The sequence below is a fragment of the Pseudoblastomonas marina genome (genome assembly GCF_034374265.1).
Classification (GTDB): Bacteria; Pseudomonadota; Alphaproteobacteria; order Sphingomonadales; family Sphingomonadaceae; genus Alteriqipengyuania_A; species Alteriqipengyuania_A marina.
In genome coordinates, this window is sequence record NZ_CP139718.1 from 512,281 (window position 1) to 528,048 (window position 15,768).

Annotated in this window: 14 protein-coding genes; 3 read left to right on the forward strand and 11 right to left on the reverse strand. The window is 66.3% G+C overall.

Annotated features, from left to right (window positions below):
* Window positions 1–26: 26 nt before the first annotated feature.
* Together T8S45_RS02465 and T8S45_RS02470 are read right to left on the reverse strand one after the other, a co-directional pair.
* Window positions 27–869 (reverse strand): transcriptional regulator, encoded by an 843-nt coding sequence (locus tag T8S45_RS02465; RefSeq protein ID WP_322294545.1) that lies wholly within the window; start codon window positions 867–869, stop codon window positions 27–29.
* Window positions 866–2,005 (reverse strand): GNAT family N-acetyltransferase, encoded by a 1,140-nt coding sequence (locus tag T8S45_RS02470; RefSeq protein WP_322294546.1) that lies wholly within the window; start codon window positions 2,003–2,005, stop codon window positions 866–868. The genes T8S45_RS02465 and T8S45_RS02470 overlap by 4 nt, the downstream gene beginning before the upstream one ends.
* Window positions 2,006–2,200: 195 nt before the next feature.
* Between T8S45_RS02470 and T8S45_RS02475 the strand changes: the two genes are divergently transcribed.
* Both T8S45_RS02475 and T8S45_RS02480 read left to right on the forward strand, forming a co-directional pair.
* A complete protein-coding gene (locus T8S45_RS02475) occupies window positions 2,201–2,755 on the forward strand; it encodes a hypothetical protein (protein ID WP_322294547.1) in 555 nt (184 codons plus the stop codon).
* 105 nt (window positions 2,756–2,860) lie between these two features.
* Window positions 2,861–3,583 (forward strand): hypothetical protein, encoded by a 723-nt coding sequence (locus T8S45_RS02480; protein ID WP_322294548.1) that lies wholly within the window; start codon window positions 2,861–2,863, stop codon window positions 3,581–3,583.
* Here the strand turns inward: T8S45_RS02480 and T8S45_RS02485 are convergent.
* Both T8S45_RS02485 and T8S45_RS02490 read right to left on the reverse strand, forming a co-directional pair.
* Window positions 3,580–4,224 (reverse strand): trimeric intracellular cation channel family protein, encoded by a 645-nt coding sequence (locus T8S45_RS02485; RefSeq protein ID WP_188641475.1) that lies wholly within the window; start codon window positions 4,222–4,224, stop codon window positions 3,580–3,582. The two genes, T8S45_RS02480 and T8S45_RS02485, sit on opposite strands and share 4 nt — an antisense overlap.
* 9 nt (window positions 4,225–4,233) lie before the next feature.
* Window positions 4,234–4,935 (reverse strand): PepSY domain-containing protein, encoded by a 702-nt coding sequence (locus tag T8S45_RS02490; protein ID WP_188641476.1) that lies wholly within the window; start codon window positions 4,933–4,935, stop codon window positions 4,234–4,236.
* 73 nt (window positions 4,936–5,008) lie between these two features.
* Here T8S45_RS02490 and T8S45_RS02495 point away from each other — a divergent pair, with 73 nt between their 5' ends.
* Entirely contained in the window at window positions 5,009–6,691 is a 1,683-nt protein-coding gene (locus T8S45_RS02495) for a DUF8614 domain-containing protein (RefSeq protein WP_322294549.1), read from the forward strand.
* Here T8S45_RS02495 and T8S45_RS02500 read toward each other — a convergent pair.
* From T8S45_RS02500 to sucD, 7 genes are all read right to left on the reverse strand, one after another.
* On the reverse strand, window positions 6,673–7,449 hold the full coding sequence (locus T8S45_RS02500) for a hypothetical protein (RefSeq protein WP_322294550.1): 777 nt from the start codon (window positions 7,447–7,449) through the stop codon (window positions 6,673–6,675). The two genes, T8S45_RS02495 and T8S45_RS02500, sit on opposite strands and share 19 nt — an antisense overlap.
* 61 nt (window positions 7,450–7,510) lie before the next feature.
* Window positions 7,511–8,863 carry a serine hydrolase gene (locus tag T8S45_RS02505; RefSeq protein ID WP_322294551.1) on the reverse strand — a complete coding sequence of 451 codons (1,353 nt, stop codon included), beginning with the start codon at window positions 8,861–8,863 and terminating at the stop codon, window positions 7,511–7,513.
* Between the two features lie 111 nt (window positions 8,864–8,974).
* Window positions 8,975–10,393: a dihydrolipoyl dehydrogenase gene (lpdA, locus tag T8S45_RS02510; RefSeq protein ID WP_322294552.1), complete on the reverse strand. Its 1,419-nt coding sequence runs from the start codon at window positions 10,391–10,393 to the stop codon at window positions 8,975–8,977.
* Window positions 10,386–10,700: a hypothetical protein gene (locus tag T8S45_RS02515; protein ID WP_322294553.1), complete on the reverse strand. Its 315-nt coding sequence runs from the start codon at window positions 10,698–10,700 to the stop codon at window positions 10,386–10,388. Before T8S45_RS02515 ends, lpdA begins: the two co-directional genes overlap by 8 nt.
* Window positions 10,701–10,710: 10 nt before the next feature.
* The gene (odhB, locus tag T8S45_RS02520; RefSeq protein WP_322294554.1) at window positions 10,711–11,967 is read right to left on the reverse strand and encodes a 2-oxoglutarate dehydrogenase complex dihydrolipoyllysine-residue succinyltransferase; all 1,257 of its coding nucleotides are present in this window, start codon (window positions 11,965–11,967) and stop codon (window positions 10,711–10,713) included.
* Window positions 11,968–11,981: 14 nt separating this feature from the next.
* Window positions 11,982–14,831: a 2-oxoglutarate dehydrogenase E1 component gene (locus T8S45_RS02525; RefSeq protein WP_322294555.1), complete on the reverse strand. Its 2,850-nt coding sequence runs from the start codon at window positions 14,829–14,831 to the stop codon at window positions 11,982–11,984.
* A gap of 28 nt (window positions 14,832–14,859) precedes the next feature.
* On the reverse strand, window positions 14,860–15,750 hold the full coding sequence (gene sucD / locus T8S45_RS02530; protein ID WP_188641483.1) for a succinate--CoA ligase subunit alpha: 891 nt from the start codon (window positions 15,748–15,750) through the stop codon (window positions 14,860–14,862).
* Window positions 15,751–15,768 lie beyond the last annotated feature (18 nt).

Below are 15,768 nucleotides of genomic sequence, written 5' to 3' on the forward strand. Positions count from 1 at the left end.
TCACATGTGGCGCGGGCGGGACGAGGTCAAGCGGACTTCATTCGCCGCAAGGCGCGCCATGCCAGCGCCTTGGCGCGATTGCGCGCAGGCCAGCGGCCCGGTGCGCGCGGGGTCAATCCGATCCCGCGCAGCATCCGGTTGAACGCCCGGGCATCGGCCTCGGCGAAGCTCCATTCGGATCGCCAGGTGATCGACAGCGAGATCGACGGCGCACCGCCATTGCGCACGTAATGCGGTGCCATGACCGGGACGTAGAGCGCCTCGCCCGGATCGAGCGCGAAGGTGCGCCCCTCGTCGATGAAGCCGTCCTGCCACGTCAATTCGCGGCCGCCGCCGGTGTGATAGGCCTCGTGCGCGGTATCGGGCGCGAAGCGCGGATGGCCGGCGGGAAACTGGGTCATCGCCTTGCTGCCTTCGAGCTGCAGCAGGATGTTGTGCTCGGGATCGAAATGGTAGGGCGTCACCGCGTCGGGGCTCGACACGAAGATGTATCCCTGCGGCTTGAGCATCGCCCCGGTTGCCGCCTCGATCGGCGCGCGCAGTTCTTCGAGCAGCCCGGCCACGAGATCGCGATAGGCGGGCACCTGTTCGATGTTCTTGAGCACCGCCCAGCTGCGGACCTCGTCGATCCGGCGGATCGTCTCGCCGATCGAGAGACCGTTCGCGGGCGGCTTGCCGTCGACGCCGATCGGCACGTCGCCACGATTGTATTCGACGCTGGCGGCCGGCAGCGTCTCGCCGAGCCGTGCGAGCGCCCCGCGCTCGAGCAGGGCGTGGCGATCGAGCGCGTGGACCAGCTTGTGCGGCGTTTCGGGATAGCATTCGGCGAAGCTGCGCCGCGCCGTGTCGGGAAAGATTGCCTGCGTCATGCGACCTTGCCCTCGAATGCGAGGAGCGCGCCGAACAGCGCCTGACGGGCGGCTCCGCCGATACCGATGCTGTAGCGCGCGATCCGGCGGCGTTCGCGCCACATGTGATCGATCATCGGGTGATCGGCGCTGGCGCAGCTATCGACCCAGTCGATCGCCGGATCGGCCAGGCTGTCGAGGTTCTCGACCTGCAGCAGCACGCCGGGGGAGAAGCGCGCGAACTCCTCGTCGAATGCCGTCTTGTAGGAGAACGCACCCGGAGGCGTGTAAAAGCTGGCGAGCATCGCGATCGGTGCGCCATCGAGCCGCAGCGTCCGGCGCTCGAGCTTGCCGCAGGCGGCGGCGCCGTGCAGCGCGCGGGTGAAGATCGCGGCCTTGTCGGGATCGTTGGCGGTGGCGCTGCCCTGCTTGCCCTTCCAGCCCGCCGCCTCGAGCGCGAGGAAGGCCGCAATCCACGCCTGCAGATCGCTGTCGTCGCGGAGGAATTCGGTCTCCACCGCGCCGCATTCCTCGAGCCGCCGTCGCTGGCGGCGCAGCTCCTTGCGACGCTTGGTGGAGAGAACCTCCTCGAGATAGGCCTGCGGCTCGAGCGCCGACGCGAGCATGGCGCGTTCGACGACGTGCACCCGGCGCCCGGCGCGATGCGATCGCGCAAGGCATGTCTCGAGTTCGTCTGCGAGCGCGGTTTCGAGCGGCATCCCGGCGAGGTGGACGAACATCGGCAGCGCTCCCGCGCTGTCGAGCCATTCGAACAGCGCGGGCCAGAAGACGGCTTCGCATCCCGCGCGCACCAGCGGAGCGCCGAGGAAGCAATTGGCATGCATCCAGTTGCGCCAGTGCGGTATCGGGCGCCCGTAATAGCCCAGCTCGCGCTTGAGGGGGAGCAGGCCGAGCGCCTGTCCTTCCGCATCCTCGAGCCAGAACACCATGACCTCGCTCCGCGGGTCGAGCGCCTCGAGCGATGGGAACAGGTGCCATTCCTCGAAAAAGGGGTTGGGCTGCGAGGCATGCGCGGCAAGGTCGCGCAACTGCGCACGCTGCGGAAGTCCGAAGTCGCGCCAGGCGAGCGCGTGCGAGCGCATGCCACCTCGCGATGGCTGCGCCGCCGGTGTGCCGAGCGCTGGATCGTGCTGCATCACTCGCGGTTCCTTCGCGCGATTTCATAGCACCGAAGCGCAAATCTTTCGCTAATTCTGTCGTTCAGACTAAACCTGACTTTTCTTAACAATGTCTGTCAGCGCAATTCAGCGTCGCCTCAAGCCCGGTCCTCTAGAACGGCAATCGAAGGTCGCGGGATATCTCCCCCGGCCAGCTGTGAAGGAGGCAGAATAATGAACAACTATAGCAAAGCCCTGCTCGGTACCGCTGCGGCTGGCGCAATGACGATGGGAGCGCTTGCGACCCCGGCTCAGGCGCAAAGCACCGAGGAAATCATCGCCGGCGCGGTTATCATCGGCGGTATCGCCGCCGTGCTCGGCGCGTTCGACGACGACGACGATGATCGCTATTACCGGGGGCAGCGCTACCGCGACGATCGCTATCGCGACGATCGCTATGCCCGCCGCGGGAACGGTCGCCGGGCGGTCGAACAGTGCGTTCGGATCGCCGAGAACCAGGCGCGCCGCGCCGGTTATCGCTACGCCGACGTCTATGAAATCTACGATGTCGACCGCAAGCGCGACGGCTGGAAGATCAAGGGCCGCATCGCGGTCGAAGGGCAGCGCGGCTATCGCGGCGCACGCTACGACCGCCGCTACGACCGCCGCTACGACCGCCGCGATCGCTACGATCGCCGCCGCGTGAGCGACGAAGGCAAGTTCTCCTGCGAAGTCAGCTACGGTCGCGTCCGCGATCTCGACTTCAGCGGAGTGCGCGGGCTGCGTTAAGGGTCGCACAGTCCGGGCATGAGGTGGGCGGTTCAGTCTGGTGACAGGCTGGATCGCCCATTTTTCGTTCCTACATGGAGTTTACCCAACAGGAGGGCCGGGTAGATGACCAAGACCAGTTCCGCCGCCGCCATCATGGCGATCTTCTCCATGCTGGCGACGCCCGTCGCGGGTGCCGAGCGCGCGCGCGGCCCGGGGCAGGTCCAGCGCCCGGTCGAAATTGCGCCCGCCACGGGCGAGGCGGAACTGACGCTCGAGCGCCATCGTCGCTATCGCTGGCGCCGCGACCGCGGGATCGACGCAGGCGACGTGATTACCGGCATCCTGATCCTCGGCGGGATCGCTGCGATCACCGATGCGGCGCGCGATGCCGAACGCGACCGGCGCGAGCGTGACGAGCAATACGAGCGCGAGCACGATTATCGCGACCGGGACTACGACCGCGATTATGCCGAGCGCCGCGATGCCGATCGCTATGCGAGCGAGGTGTCGCCCTCGCAGGCCGCCGAAGCCTGCGTCGAGGAAGTCGAACAGCTCGGCGAAGCGCAGCAGCCGGACCTGATCCGCCGGGTCGGAGAGGGCTGGCGGGTCGAGGGACGGATGGACGACGGCACGCCCTATTCGTGCGAGATCGGCCCCGATGGCCGGGTCCGCGAGATCGGGCGGCGCGCCTCCGTCAGTGCACCCTATGCTGTCGAGGACGACCTGCAGGCCGATTTCGATTACGCCGCCGCGCGCGAGCGGCAGGGCGAATACACCTATCGCATGAAGCAGACCGGCGATTCCGGTGAATTCGAAGGCGAAATCGATGGAGACCTGGGCGGCTAGTCGTCGCGCAAATCTCCCTCGGCGCCGCTATGCGAGGGGAGCGACAGGCCGAAGCGGATCGCGGCGGCGCGCAGCCCAAAGCCCGCGACCACCGCCACCGGCCAGACGAGCGCGCGATCGAAGCCGAGCGCGAGCCCCGTCGCGCACAGGCCCGCCGCCAGTGCGGCTGCGGTGACGTAAAGCTCCGGGCGCATGATGATCGAAGGACGGTTGGCCACCACGTCGCGGATGATCCCGCCTACGCAGCCGGTCACCACCCCCATCACCGCCGCCGGGATCGGTGCGACGCCGTAGGCGAACGCCTTGGCGCTGCCGAGCACCGCGTAGGAGGCGAGGCCCATCGCGTCGGCATATTCGAGCCCGTCGCCTTCCCACCAGCGCGGGGGCGTGAACCAGGCGAGCAGCGCGGTCGCGAAACAGACCGGCGCGACCCACGGATCCTGCATCCAGAAGACCGGGGCCCCGATGAGCAGGTCGCGCACCGTGCCGCCGCCGACGCCGGTCACCAGCGCGAAGAACGCCATCGTGACGAAGGTCTGGTTGAGCCGTGCCGCGACCAGCGCGCCGGTCAGCGCGAACACCGCCACCCCCACCAGGTCGAGCCAGTCGAGCATCGGGGTGAGGATCTGGTCGGGGGTCATGCGCGCTGCCTATTTGGGGACCTTGATCCGCGCCTTGCGCCGGCGGAACATCAGGATGCAGCCGAGGATCGCACCGAATGTGGCGAGCGTACCGAAGATCAGGATGATCGGATGGTTGCTCGGTTCACGGGTCTCGAGGTCCATGATGTGGAGGCCCCACATGAAATCGAACCAGCGCCACCAGCGCGTCCGCACCGCCTCGATCTTGCCGGTATCTCGCCCGACATAGACATAGGTCCCGTCTTCGAGCGCGACCCGCCACACCGGCTGCGGCCGGCGGAAATCGAAGGGCACGTCGTCGGCCTCGTAGAAGGTCGCGCTGGCGAAATCGTCGCCGCCCTCGATCCTTTCCTCGACCAGCATCCGCGCGGCAATCTCGTTGAGTGGGGCGATCCGCTCCCCGTCCTCGCCGTAGCGCTCGACCGAGCCATCTTCGTAGTTGAGGGTGGTGACGACCTGGTCGCCGTCCATCGCCAGCGAGACCGAGCGTACCGGCCGCTCCGAGGTGGGGACCGTGACCGATGTCGTGCTGCCGGCGGGCAATGCCTGCTGCTCGACCGGAACGCGCAGATCCTCGCCGCGCACTTCCTCGAACGGCTTCAGGACCATGAACAGGCCGGTGGCGAGCCACATCAGGATCGGGACCCCGACGAGCCAGCCGAGCCAGATGTGCCAACGGGCGAATTTCTGCATCCAGAGACGTTTTGCCATGGCGTTCCTTTGCGTGACTCGCATTCAGGCGCAAGCTACACGCGGCGACAATCAACGAATGTGGAGAGATACGATGCCAATCAGCCCGAAATCCGCGGTGATCCTGCCCCTCCTGCTCGCGACCGCGGCCTGCGCCACCATGCCGATGCAGGATGCCGGCACTTCAACCAGCGCCGAGGCCGGCTACGACCTGCGCGCGCAGTACGACAAGCTGGCCGAGATCCGCATGGCGCCCGAAACCGGCTATCTCACCGCCGAGGAGCGCGACGTCGTCAACCTGCTGATCGACGCCTCGACTTACATGGACGCGATCTACCTGCGCCAGCGCGGCGCCGACCTGCCGGCGGTGCGCGCGGCGATCGCGCGCAGCAAGCGCGGCGACCGCGACCTGCTGCTCGCCATGTTCGACCGCAATTTCGGCCCGTGGGACGAGGTTGCCGAACTGCACCCGTTCTGGGGTGCCGACGAAATGCCGCTCGGCGCGGGCTTCTACCCCGCCGACATGACCAAGGCCGAATTCGACGCCTACCTTGCCGCCAATCCCGGCCAGCGCGACGACCTGCTGAGCCCCTATACGGTGGTGAAGCGCGACGGCGACCGGCTGGTCGCCGTGCCGTATTCGGTCGAATACGCCGAGTGGCTGAAACCGGCTGCGGCGCTGCTCGATCGCGCCGCAGCGCGGACGTCCAACCCGAGCCTCAAGAATTTCCTCAGCCTGCGCGCCGACAGTTTCCTGTCGGACGATTACTTCGAGAGCGAAATGGCGTGGATGGACCTCGAGGGCACGCCGATCGAGGTCGCGATCGGTCCGTACGAGGTCTATACCGACCGGCTCTACGGCACCAAGACCGCGTTCGAGAGCTTCGTCACGCTGAAGGACCCGGACGCTTCGGCCGCGCTGGCGAAATATAAGAACTACCTCCGCGACATGGAAGGCAACCTTCCGATCGAGGACCGCTACAAGAACTTCACCCGCGGCTTCGAGAGCCCGATCGCGGTGGCCGACCAGGTCCATGGCGGCGGCGACAACGTGCCAGGCGTGCAGACGATCGCCTTCAACCTGCCCAACGACGAGCGCGTGCGCGAGGCCAAGGGCGCGAAGAAGGTCATCCTGTCGAACGTGCTCGGCGCCAAGTTCGATCGCATCCTCGACCCGATGGGCGCGGTCGTGCTCAAGCCTGCACAGAACCGGCTGGTGATGAAGAAGTACATGGAAGCGAACACGCTGTTCCACGAACTCGCGCACAGCCTCGGCCCGGGCACGATCACGGTCGACGGCCGCGAGACGACGGTCAATGCCGAGCTCAAGGAACAGTATTCTGCACTCGAGGAATCGAAGGCCGACGTGATGGGGATCTGGAATATCCTCTACATGATGGAGAAGGGCGAGCTGCCCGCGGCCGAGAAGCCGCAGCTGTTCTCGACCTATTTCACCGGGCTGTTCCGTTCGATGCGGTTCGGCACCGAAAGCGCGCATGGGCGCGGGGCCAAGCTGCAATACGGCTATCTCAAGGCCAAGGGTGCCTTCGCCTGGGATGCGGCGGCGCAGCGCTATACTGTCGATTACGCGAAGATGGAGCAGGGCATCCGCGACCTGCTGCACGACCAGCTGATGCTGCAGGCGACCGGCGATTATGCCGGTACGGTCGCCTTCTTCGACCAATGGGCGCAGCTCGATGCGGCGGCCGAATCGCGCTTCGCGGCAATGGGCGAGATCCCGGTCGACATCCGCCCGATCTATCCCGACGAGATCTGATCGCCGGTCGGGTCCCCGCCTTGGCGGGGGCCCGGCTGGTTGCCGGCCAGCCATAGCGCCAGCGCCAGTCCGAGGATCGCCGCCGCGCCGTATCCCACCAGCGGGGCCGGATAGACCGACAATGCGGCGGTGTAGAAGAACCCCGCCATCGCCCCGGCGATCGCGAAGCGTGGTGCGCGGTCCATCGAGTGGTCGAGCGCAATGAGGACGAGCGGCGCGAGGCTCGCCGCCACCAGCAGGACCAGCCACAACACCCCGCCACCGGCGGCATCCAGATAGACCTGCTCGACGAACTCGACCGGCGGCAGCACGCCGCGCTTGTGCGCCCAGATCGCCGCCAGCAGCGCGGCGATCGCGACCAGCGAGGGCTTGGTGTCGCGCGTGGCGAGCGCGACGCCGATCGCCGCCCCGCCAACCGCCAGCGCGAGCGAGGCGTCGGGCTGTGCGACGGCGGCCGCGAGCGCTGCCACCGACAGGCCGAGCTGCCAGCGCCAATCCATCTTCGCCGCCAGAACGGCGAGCGCGGGCAAGGCGAGCAGCGAGGCGTTGAGCCCGATCGGTCCCGCCCCGATCCAGCGATGCACGCCGTTGAGTTCGGGCCCCGCCAGCAGCGGCAGGAATAGCAATGCGACGAAAATCACCGCGGCCACATCGGGCTGCACCCTGGGGAGCGGGGCAAAGTGCACCAGCGCCAGCGCGGCCAGCAGGCAGCCGACATTGATCGCGAGGTAGTGCGTCGGAGCGCCCTGCGCCGCCATCCACGCCAGCCCCGACGCGATGGGCAGGGCGAGCGCGAGGAGGGCGGCCGGGCGCAGCGGATTATTCCTTCGCGCCGTCGATTTCCTGGCCGCCCTGGAACAGCGTGATCGAGACGACCTCGCCGCTATCGTCGCGGTTGAAGCGCACACGGGCGTCGACCACCTTCAGGAAGAAGTGATCGGCTTCCTCGCCGGGGAAGAGCTGGAAGGCGGGCTGGTTGGTCGCCTGTGTCATCAGCTTGCCGTCCTCGACGAACATGCGGATCTTGAATTGCGGTGAAAGCGCGAACGTTCCCTCGTATTGCGGCAGCGCAGCGGTATCGACGCTGCCTTCCACCCTTTCGCTCGCGAGAACGACCTCGCCGCCGCGCGCGAGCTCCATCAATTGCTGGCCCAGCGCGCCGGCCTGTCCGCCATTGATGTTGGCGAGCACCACAACCGTGATCGCGTCGTCGGGATCGTGCATCAGCATCGCATTGAAGCCTTCGATCCCGCCGCCGTGCCACACCATGCGACCGTCGTCGTTCTCGGTGACGAGCACCCCGAGACCGTAGGTCGCCTCGCCCATCGCCGGCACGCCCGGCGCGGTCATCGCGGCGAGGCTGTCCGACGAGAGAACCTGGCCGCCGAACAGGCCGCGCTGCCATTTGAGCAGGTCGTGTGTGGTCGAATAGAGCGCGCCCGCGCCGGTGGGGATCTCCATGTTGACGTAGTCGGCGTTCTTCGGGCCGCCTTCCGAAGGGAAATAGCCCGAGGCACGCCTGGCGACGATATCGGCAGAAACGTCGATCGCCGTGTCGTCCATGCCGAGCGGATCGAAGATGTTGGCCTTCACGAAGTCGGCGTAATCCTGGCCGCTCACCTCCTCGACGATGGTCGAGAGCAGGACGTAACCCGAATTGGAATATTCCCACTTTTCGCCCGGCGCGAATTCGAGGGGTTCATCGGCGAACATCGCGGTCAGCTCCGCGCGTGTCGTCGGAAGGTATTTCTGGCGCGCGAAGGCGTCGAGGCTGGTGACGTTGGCGAGCCCCGACGTGTGCTGGAGCAGGTGCCGCACGGTGATCGCGTCCCACGCCGCGGGCGCATCGGGCAGGTAGGTCTTCACCGGCGCGTCGAGCGTCAGCTTCCCCTGTTCCTGCAGCAGCAGGATCGAGGCGGCGGTGAACTGCTTGGTGACCGAGCCGATCCGGAACTTGGCCGCGGGCGTATTGGCGATATCCCATTCGAGGTTGGCGCTGCCATAGCCCTTGTCGAGCAGGATCTCGTCGCCCTTCGCGACGAGGACGGCGCCCATATAGGCACCGGTGTCGGCCTCGGCCGAGACGACCTCGTCCATCCGCTCCGCGTCCTGCGCAAGCGTCGGGGTGGCGAAAGCCAGCGCGAAGGCGGCGGTGGCGGCAAAACGTAACATGATTCTCTCCCTGGGTGCAGTAGTTGCCTAATACACCCGGGGTGGGCATGCAAGCCGCTCGTCACCCCGAACCGTTAACGGGGTGACGATAAAACGTCTCGGTTTTCTCGGTTAGACGTGGATCGGCTTGCCCTGCACCGCCATCGCCGCTTCCTTGATCGCCTCGGAATGCGTCGGGTGGGCGTGGCAGGTATAGGCGATGTCCTCGCTCGTGGTGCCGAATTCCATCGCCACCGCCGCTTCGGCGATCATCGTGCCGGCGGGCACGGCGATCGCCCACACGCCCAGCACGCGGTCGCTTTCGGCTTCGGCGATGACCTTCACGAAGCCGTCGCCTTCGTGATTGGTCTTGGCGCGGCTGTTGCCCAGCATCGGGAACTTGCCGACCTTCACGGCCTTCTTGTCGCCACCCATCTTCTCGATGGCTTCCTCGGTCGTCAGGCCAACGCCCGCGATTTCGGGCCAGGTGTAGACGACGCTGGGAATGATCGCGTGGTTCACGATGCCGGTCTGGCCGGCGATGTTCTCGGCCACGGCGATGCCTTCGTCCTCGGCCTTGTGCGCGAGCATCGGGCCGGGGATCACGTCACCGATCGCCCACACGCCGTCGACGCGGGTGCGGAAGTCGTGGTCGGTCTCGATCTGGCCGCGCTTGTTGGTCTCGAGCCCGATCGCGTCGAGGCCGAGCCCGTCGGTGTTGGGCTTGCGCCCGATCGACACGAGTACGCAATCTGCCTCCATCGTCTCCTCGTCGCCGCCCGCGGCGGGTTCGAGCGTGAGGGTGGCCTTCTTGCCCTTGACCGAAACGCCGGTGACCTTGGTCGAGAGCTTGAATTCGATCCCCTGCTTCTTGAAGATCTTGCGCGCTTCCTTGCGGATGTCGCCGTCCATGCCGGGCAGGATTTCGTCGAGGAATTCGACGCAGGTGACTTCGGCACCGAGGCGCCGCCAGACCGAACCAAGCTCCAGCCCGATCACGCCGCCGCCGATGACGACCATCGTCTTGGGTACCTTGGGCAGTTCGAGCGCGCCGGTGCTGTCGACCACCACGTGCTTGTCGTTGTCGACCTCGACTCCCGGCAGCGGGGTGACCGACGATCCGGTCGCGATCACGATGTCCTTGGCGGTGACCGTCTCGCCGCCGACCTTGACCGTGTGCGCGTCCTGGAAGGTGGCATAGCCCTTCTTCCAGTCGACCTTGTTCTTCTTGAACAGGAATTCGATCCCGCCGGTCAGGCCCTTCACCGCGTCGCGGCGCTGGTTGTGCATCTGGTCGAGATTGAGCTTCGGCGTCACGTCGATGCCGAGTTCCTTCATCGCGCCGTTCTTGGCCGCGTCGAAATACTCGCTTGCGTGCAGCATCGCCTTCGACGGGATGCAGCCGACATTGAGGCAGGTCCCGCCGAGCGTCTCGCGGCCTTCGGCACAGGCCGTCTTGAGCCCGAGCTGCGCGGCGCGGATCGCGGCGACATAGCCGCCGGGGCCAGCGCCGATGACAAGGACGTCGTAGTCGTAGGAATGGTCAGCCATTGTTTTCCTCCGCAGGTGCTTCGCTCGCGCCATCCTGCACACAGGTTCTGAGGACCTCTTCGATCCGGGTGCGATCGATCTGCAATTCGCCATCGGCGAGGTCGGTTTCGAAATTGTCCGCGCTGCATTCGCAGGCGCGCGTGATGTTGGCCGATGCGATATCGCTGCTTTCGGCGACCGACTCGCATCGGGAAAGGTACTGTGCTCGCACCTCGCCAGCCAGCGCATCGCCCGCCATCTCGGTGGCTACGTCGCATGCGGAGAGCGCAACAAGGGACAGCGCGGCAAATGCAGATCGGAAGATCATATCGGCTCCTTTAGAGGTCGATCAGAATCCGGGTCGGATCCTCGATCGCTTCCTTGATGATCTTGAGTGCGGTGACGGCTTCGCGGCCGTCGATCAGGCGGTGGTCGTAGGACAGCGCGATATACATCATCGGGCGGATCACGATCTCGCCGTTCACCACCACCGGGCGGTCCTCGATCCGGTGGAGGCCGAGCACCGCGCTCTGCGGCGGGTTGATGATCGGGGTGCTCATCAGCGAGCCGAACACGCCGCCGTTCGAGATGGTGAAGGTGCCGCCCTTCATGTCGTCCATCGTGAGGCTGCCGTCGCGCGCGCGCTTGCCGAAATCGGCGATGTCGAGTTCGATCTGGGCGAAGCCCTTCTTGTCGACGTCGCGCACGACCGGGACCACGAGGCCGTTGGGCGCGCTGACCGCGACCGAGATATCGACGTAATCGTGGTAGACGATCTCGTCGCCGTCGATCTGCGCGTTGACGCTGGGCACGTCCTTGAGCGCGAGGTGCGCAGCCTTGGCGAAGAAGCTCATGAAGCCCAATTTGATGCCGTGCTTCTTGGCGAAGGTGTCCTTGTACTTCTCACGCGTTTCGATGACCGCGGTCATGTCGACATCGTTGAAGGTGGTGAGCAGCGCAGCGGTGTCCTGCGCGCTCTTGAGGCGCTTGGCGATGGTCTGGCGCAGGCGGGTCATCTTGACGCGCTCTTCGTTGCGACCGCCGGCCGGGGCCGAAGCCGCCGGTGCGGGCGCGTCCTGGCTTTGCGACGGGGCGGGCGCCTCGCGCTTGGCCTTGGCCGCGGCGAGCACGTCTTCCTTGGTCAGGCGGCCGTCCTTGCCGGTGCCCTTGACGCTCGACGGGTCGATCCCGTGTTCGAGCACCGCGCGGCGCACCGCAGGCGAAAGCGCGGCGGCATCGAAATCGGTGCCGGTGACCTCGCCGGTCGAATTGGGGACCGCGTCCTGCTCGTCGCCGGTGTCCTTGGGAGCGTCCTTCGCGGGCGCGTCGGCCTTCTTCGCGGGCGCCGTGCCGGAGCCGCCTTCCTCGACGGTCGCGATAACTGCGCCGACTTCGATCGTGTCGCCTTCCTCGGCCTTCAATTCGCCGATCGTGCCGGCGACGGGCGAGGGCACCTCGACCGCGACCTTGTCGGTCTCGATCGAGACGATCGGCTCGTCGACGGCGACGGCGTCACCGGGCTGCTTGAGCCATTCGGCGATCGTGCCTTCGGTGACGGATTCACCCAGCGAGGGGACGGTAATGTCGGTGGCCATGTGCTGGTCTTTCCTCAGACTTTGGGCAGGGAGGGCGGGCAATCGAGTTCACGCTGGGCGGCTCCGCCGTCGGCGCAGCCCAATGCGATGGTGAGCAGGGCGTCCTGCTGCACCTTGTGGCGTCCGGCGAGGCCGGTGGCGGGCGAGGCGGCTTCCTCGCGCCCGGCATAGCAGGGGCGCATGCCCTCGTGCCCGGCTTCGTGGAGCGCCTGCTCGATCTTCTCGGCGACGAAGAACCACGCGCCGTTATTGCGCGGCTCTTCCTGGCACCACACGACTTCCTCGAGATTGGTCATGCGCTTGAGACGCACGGCGAGCGGTTCGCCGGGGAAGGGATAGAGCTGTTCGATGCGAACCACCGAGACGTCCTCGCAGCCCAACTCCTCGCGCTTCTCGAACAGGTCGTAGGAGACCTTGCCCGAACACAGCACCAGCCGCTTGATCTTCGTGTCGTCGATCTCGACCGGATCGGACTTGATCCGCATGAAGTGGCTTTCGCCGAGGAACCCTTCGCGGCTCGACTTGGCCTTGGGATGCCGCAGCAGCGACTTGGGCGTCATGATGACGAGCGGCTTGCGGAACGGACGCAGCATCTGGCGGCGCAACACGTGGAAATAATTGCACGGCTCGGTGATGTTGCAGACCTGTATGTTGTCGTTCGCGCACAGCTGGAGGAAGCGTTCGAGGCGCGCGGAGGAGTGTTCCGGTCCCTGGCCTTCGTATCCGTGCGGCAGCAGCATGACGAGCCCGTTGGCGCGCTGCCACTTGACCTCGCCCGAGACGATGAACTGGTCGATCATGATCTGCGCGCCATTGGCGAAATCACCGAACTGCGCTTCCCACAGGACCAGCGATTTCGGATCGGCCATCGCATAGCCGTATTCGAAGCCGAGCACGCCGTATTCGGAGAGCGGGCTGTCGAGCACGGTGAAATCGCCGTGCGGCACGGTCTCCAGCGGGACGTATTTCCGCTCGTCCTTCTGGTCGACCCACACCGCGTGGCGCTGGCTGAAGGTGCCGCGGCCCGAATCCTGGCCCGACAGGCGCACGCCGAAGCCTTCGGACAGCAGCGAGCCGAAGGCGAGCGCCTCGGCGGTCGCCCAGTCGAAGCCTTCGCCGCTTTCGAACATCTCGCGCTTGGCATCGAGCACGCGGCCGAGCGTGCGGTGGATGTTGAGGTCGTCTGGCACGGTGGTGAGCGTGCGCCCGAGGCTGTCGAACAGCTTGCCCTCGATCCCGGTATGGACGTTGCGGCGCGCGGTCTCCGGATCGGCGGGCTTGTGCAGGCCCGACCAGCGACCGCCGAACCAGTCGGCCTTGTCGGGGGTGTAGTTCTGCCCCGCCTCGAACTCGTCGGCGAGCTTGGCGGTGAAGGCGGCCTCGTCTTCCTTGAGGAAATCCTCGTCGATCACGCCTTCCTCGACCAGCCGCCGGGCATAGATGTCCGACACCTTGGGGTGCTGCTTGATCTTCGCGTACATCAGCGGCTGGGTGAAGCTCGGCTCGTCGCCTTCATTGTGGCCGAAGCGGCGATAGCACCACATGTCGATCACGATGTCGCGGCCGAATTTCTGGCGGTATTCGATCGCCAGCTTGCAGGCGAAGGTCACGGCTTCGGGATCGTCGCCGTTGACGTGCAGGATCGGCGCCTGGACGCCCTTGGCGACGTCCGAGGGGTAGGGGCTCGAACGCGCGAATTGCGGGCTCGTGGTAAAGCCGATCTGGTTGTTGATGACGAAGTGGATGCAGCCGCCGGTATTGTAGCCGCGCACGCCGGAGAAACCGAGGCATTCCCACACGATGCCCTGTCCCGCGAAGGCAGCGTCGCCGTGAATCAGCACCGGGAGCACCTGCTGGTGCTTGACCAGGTCGTCGCGGATCGCCTGCTGCGCGCGGACCTTGCCGAGCACGACCGGATCGACCGCCTCGAGGTGGCTGGGGTTGGGCACGAGGCTCATATGGACTTCGATGTCGTCGAAGCCGCGATCGGTGCTGGTGCCGAGGTGGTACTTAACGTCGCCCGACCCGCCGACCTCGTCGGGGGTGGCCGAACCACCGGAGAACTCATGGAAAATCACGCGATAGGGCTTGCCCATCACGTTGGAGAGCACGTTCAACCGGCCGCGGTGGGCCATGCCGTAGACGATCTCGTTGACGCCGTAGGCGCCGCCATACTTGATCACCGCCTCTAGCGCGGGGATCATGCTTTCGCCGCCGTCGAGGCCGAAACGCTTGGTCCCGACATATTTCTTGGCGAGGAATTCCTCGAACTGCTCGCCGCGCACCACGGCCGAGAGGATCGCGCGCTTGCCCTCGGGTGTGAACTCGATTTCCTTGTCCTTGCCCTCGAACTTGTCCTGTAGGAAGCGGCGTTCCTCGACATCGGCGATGTGCATGTATTCGAGGCCGATGCGCCCGCAGTAATTGGCCTGCAGCGTCTTCAGCAGTTCGCCGATGGTGACCCATTCGAAGCCGAGATTTCCAGCGAGAAAGACTTCCTTGTCCTCCTGCCCGGCGAATTCGTGCCATTCGAGCGTGAGGTCCTTGGGCAGCTCGTGCGTGGTCAGCCCCAGCGGGTCGAGATCGGCCGCGAGGTGCCCGCGCACGCGATAGAGCCGCACCAGCAGCATCGCGCGCAGCGCGTCGCTCGCCGCCGCCTCGACCGAGCGCGCATCGGCAGGCTTGCCCGCCTTCTCCAGCGCATCCTTCACCTTGATCTGCATCGCGGTGGGATCGAGCGCCTGGGTCAGCTCGTCCTCGGTCTCCCCGCCGACTAGCGGCCAGCCGCGTCGCTGCCAGGACGGCCCGGCCTGCGGATCGGCAGCCGGGTCGCCCGGCGTGAAGTCGTGGTTCTCGTTGCCCATGCGGGGAGTCTCCGAGGGAGGAGGAAGGTTAGGCGAGTTCTTTCAGCATCGCGTCGAGCGTGGTGCCGAGCTCGCTGGGCGAGGGCGAGACGCGGATGCCCGCATCTTCCATTGCCGCGATCTTGTCGTCGGCGCCGCCCTGGCCGCCCGAGACGATCGCACCGGCATGGCCCATGCGGCGGCCCGGAGGCGCGGTGCGGCCCGCGATGAAGCCGACCATCGGCTTGCGGCGGCCCTTGGCGGCTTCCTGCTTGATGTATTCGGCCGCTTCTTCCTCGGCGCTGCCGCCGATCTCGCCGATCATGATGATCGACTTGGTCGCGTCGTCGTCGAGGAACAGGTCGAGCACGTCGATGAAGTTGGTGCCGTTGACCGGATCCCCGCCGATCCCGACCGCGGTGGTCTGGCCGAGGCCGACCTGCGTGGTCTGGTGGACGGCTTCGTAGGTCAGCGTGCCCGAGCGCGAGACCACGCCGACGCTGCCCTTCTTGAAGATGCTGCCGGGCATGATGCCGATCTTGCATTCGTCCGGGGTCAGCACGCCGGGACAGTTCGGGCCGATCAGGCGCGACTTCGACCCTTCGAGCGCGGCCTTGACCTTGACCATGTCGAGCACCGGGATGCCCTCGGTGATGCAGACGATCAGCGGAATCTCGGCGTCGATCGCCTCGCAGATCGCGTCGGCGGCGAAGGGCGGGGGCACGTAGATGCAGCTCGCATCGGCGCCGGTCGCTTCCTTGGCTTCCTTGACGGTGTTGAAGTTGGGCAGGCCGATATGCGTCGTGCCGCCCTTACCCGGGGTCACGCCCGCCACCATCTGGGTGCCGTAATCGAGCGCCTGCTGGGTGTGGAAGGTGCCGGTATCGCCGGTCATCCCCTGGGTGATGACCTTGGTGTTCTTGTTTACGAGGATGGACATTAAGTTTCCTTCCAGAAA

What these genes read in the sequence shown, in the direction of transcription:
- T8S45_RS02465 (WP_322294545.1), bottom strand. Translation starts at nt 869, where the DNA reads ATGACGCAGGCAATCTTTCCCGACACGGCGCGGCGCAGCTTCGCCGAA.
- T8S45_RS02470 (WP_322294546.1), bottom strand. Translation starts at nt 2,005, where the DNA reads ATGCAGCACGATCCAGCGCTCGGCACACCGGCGGCGCAGCCATCGCGA.
- T8S45_RS02475 (WP_322294547.1), top strand. Translation starts at nt 2,201, where the DNA reads ATGAACAACTATAGCAAAGCCCTGCTCGGTACCGCTGCGGCTGGCGCA.
- T8S45_RS02480 (WP_322294548.1), top strand. Translation starts at nt 2,861, where the DNA reads ATGACCAAGACCAGTTCCGCCGCCGCCATCATGGCGATCTTCTCCATG.
- T8S45_RS02485 (WP_188641475.1), bottom strand. Translation starts at nt 4,224, where the DNA reads ATGACCCCCGACCAGATCCTCACCCCGATGCTCGACTGGCTCGACCTG.
- T8S45_RS02490 (WP_188641476.1), bottom strand. Translation starts at nt 4,935, where the DNA reads ATGGCAAAACGTCTCTGGATGCAGAAATTCGCCCGTTGGCACATCTGG.
- T8S45_RS02495 (WP_322294549.1), top strand. Translation starts at nt 5,009, where the DNA reads ATGCCAATCAGCCCGAAATCCGCGGTGATCCTGCCCCTCCTGCTCGCG.
- T8S45_RS02500 (WP_322294550.1), bottom strand. Translation starts at nt 7,449, where the DNA reads ATGGCGGCGCAGGGCGCTCCGACGCACTACCTCGCGATCAATGTCGGC.
- T8S45_RS02505 (WP_322294551.1), bottom strand. Translation starts at nt 8,863, where the DNA reads ATGTTACGTTTTGCCGCCACCGCCGCCTTCGCGCTGGCTTTCGCCACC.
- lpdA (WP_322294552.1), bottom strand. Translation starts at nt 10,393, where the DNA reads ATGGCTGACCATTCCTACGACTACGACGTCCTTGTCATCGGCGCTGGC.
- T8S45_RS02515 (WP_322294553.1), bottom strand. Translation starts at nt 10,700, where the DNA reads ATGATCTTCCGATCTGCATTTGCCGCGCTGTCCCTTGTTGCGCTCTCC.
- odhB (WP_322294554.1), bottom strand. Translation starts at nt 11,967, where the DNA reads ATGGCCACCGACATTACCGTCCCCTCGCTGGGTGAATCCGTCACCGAA.
- T8S45_RS02525 (WP_322294555.1), bottom strand. Translation starts at nt 14,831, where the DNA reads ATGGGCAACGAGAACCACGACTTCACGCCGGGCGACCCGGCTGCCGAT.
- sucD (WP_188641483.1), bottom strand. Translation starts at nt 15,750, where the DNA reads ATGTCCATCCTCGTAAACAAGAACACCAAGGTCATCACCCAGGGGATG.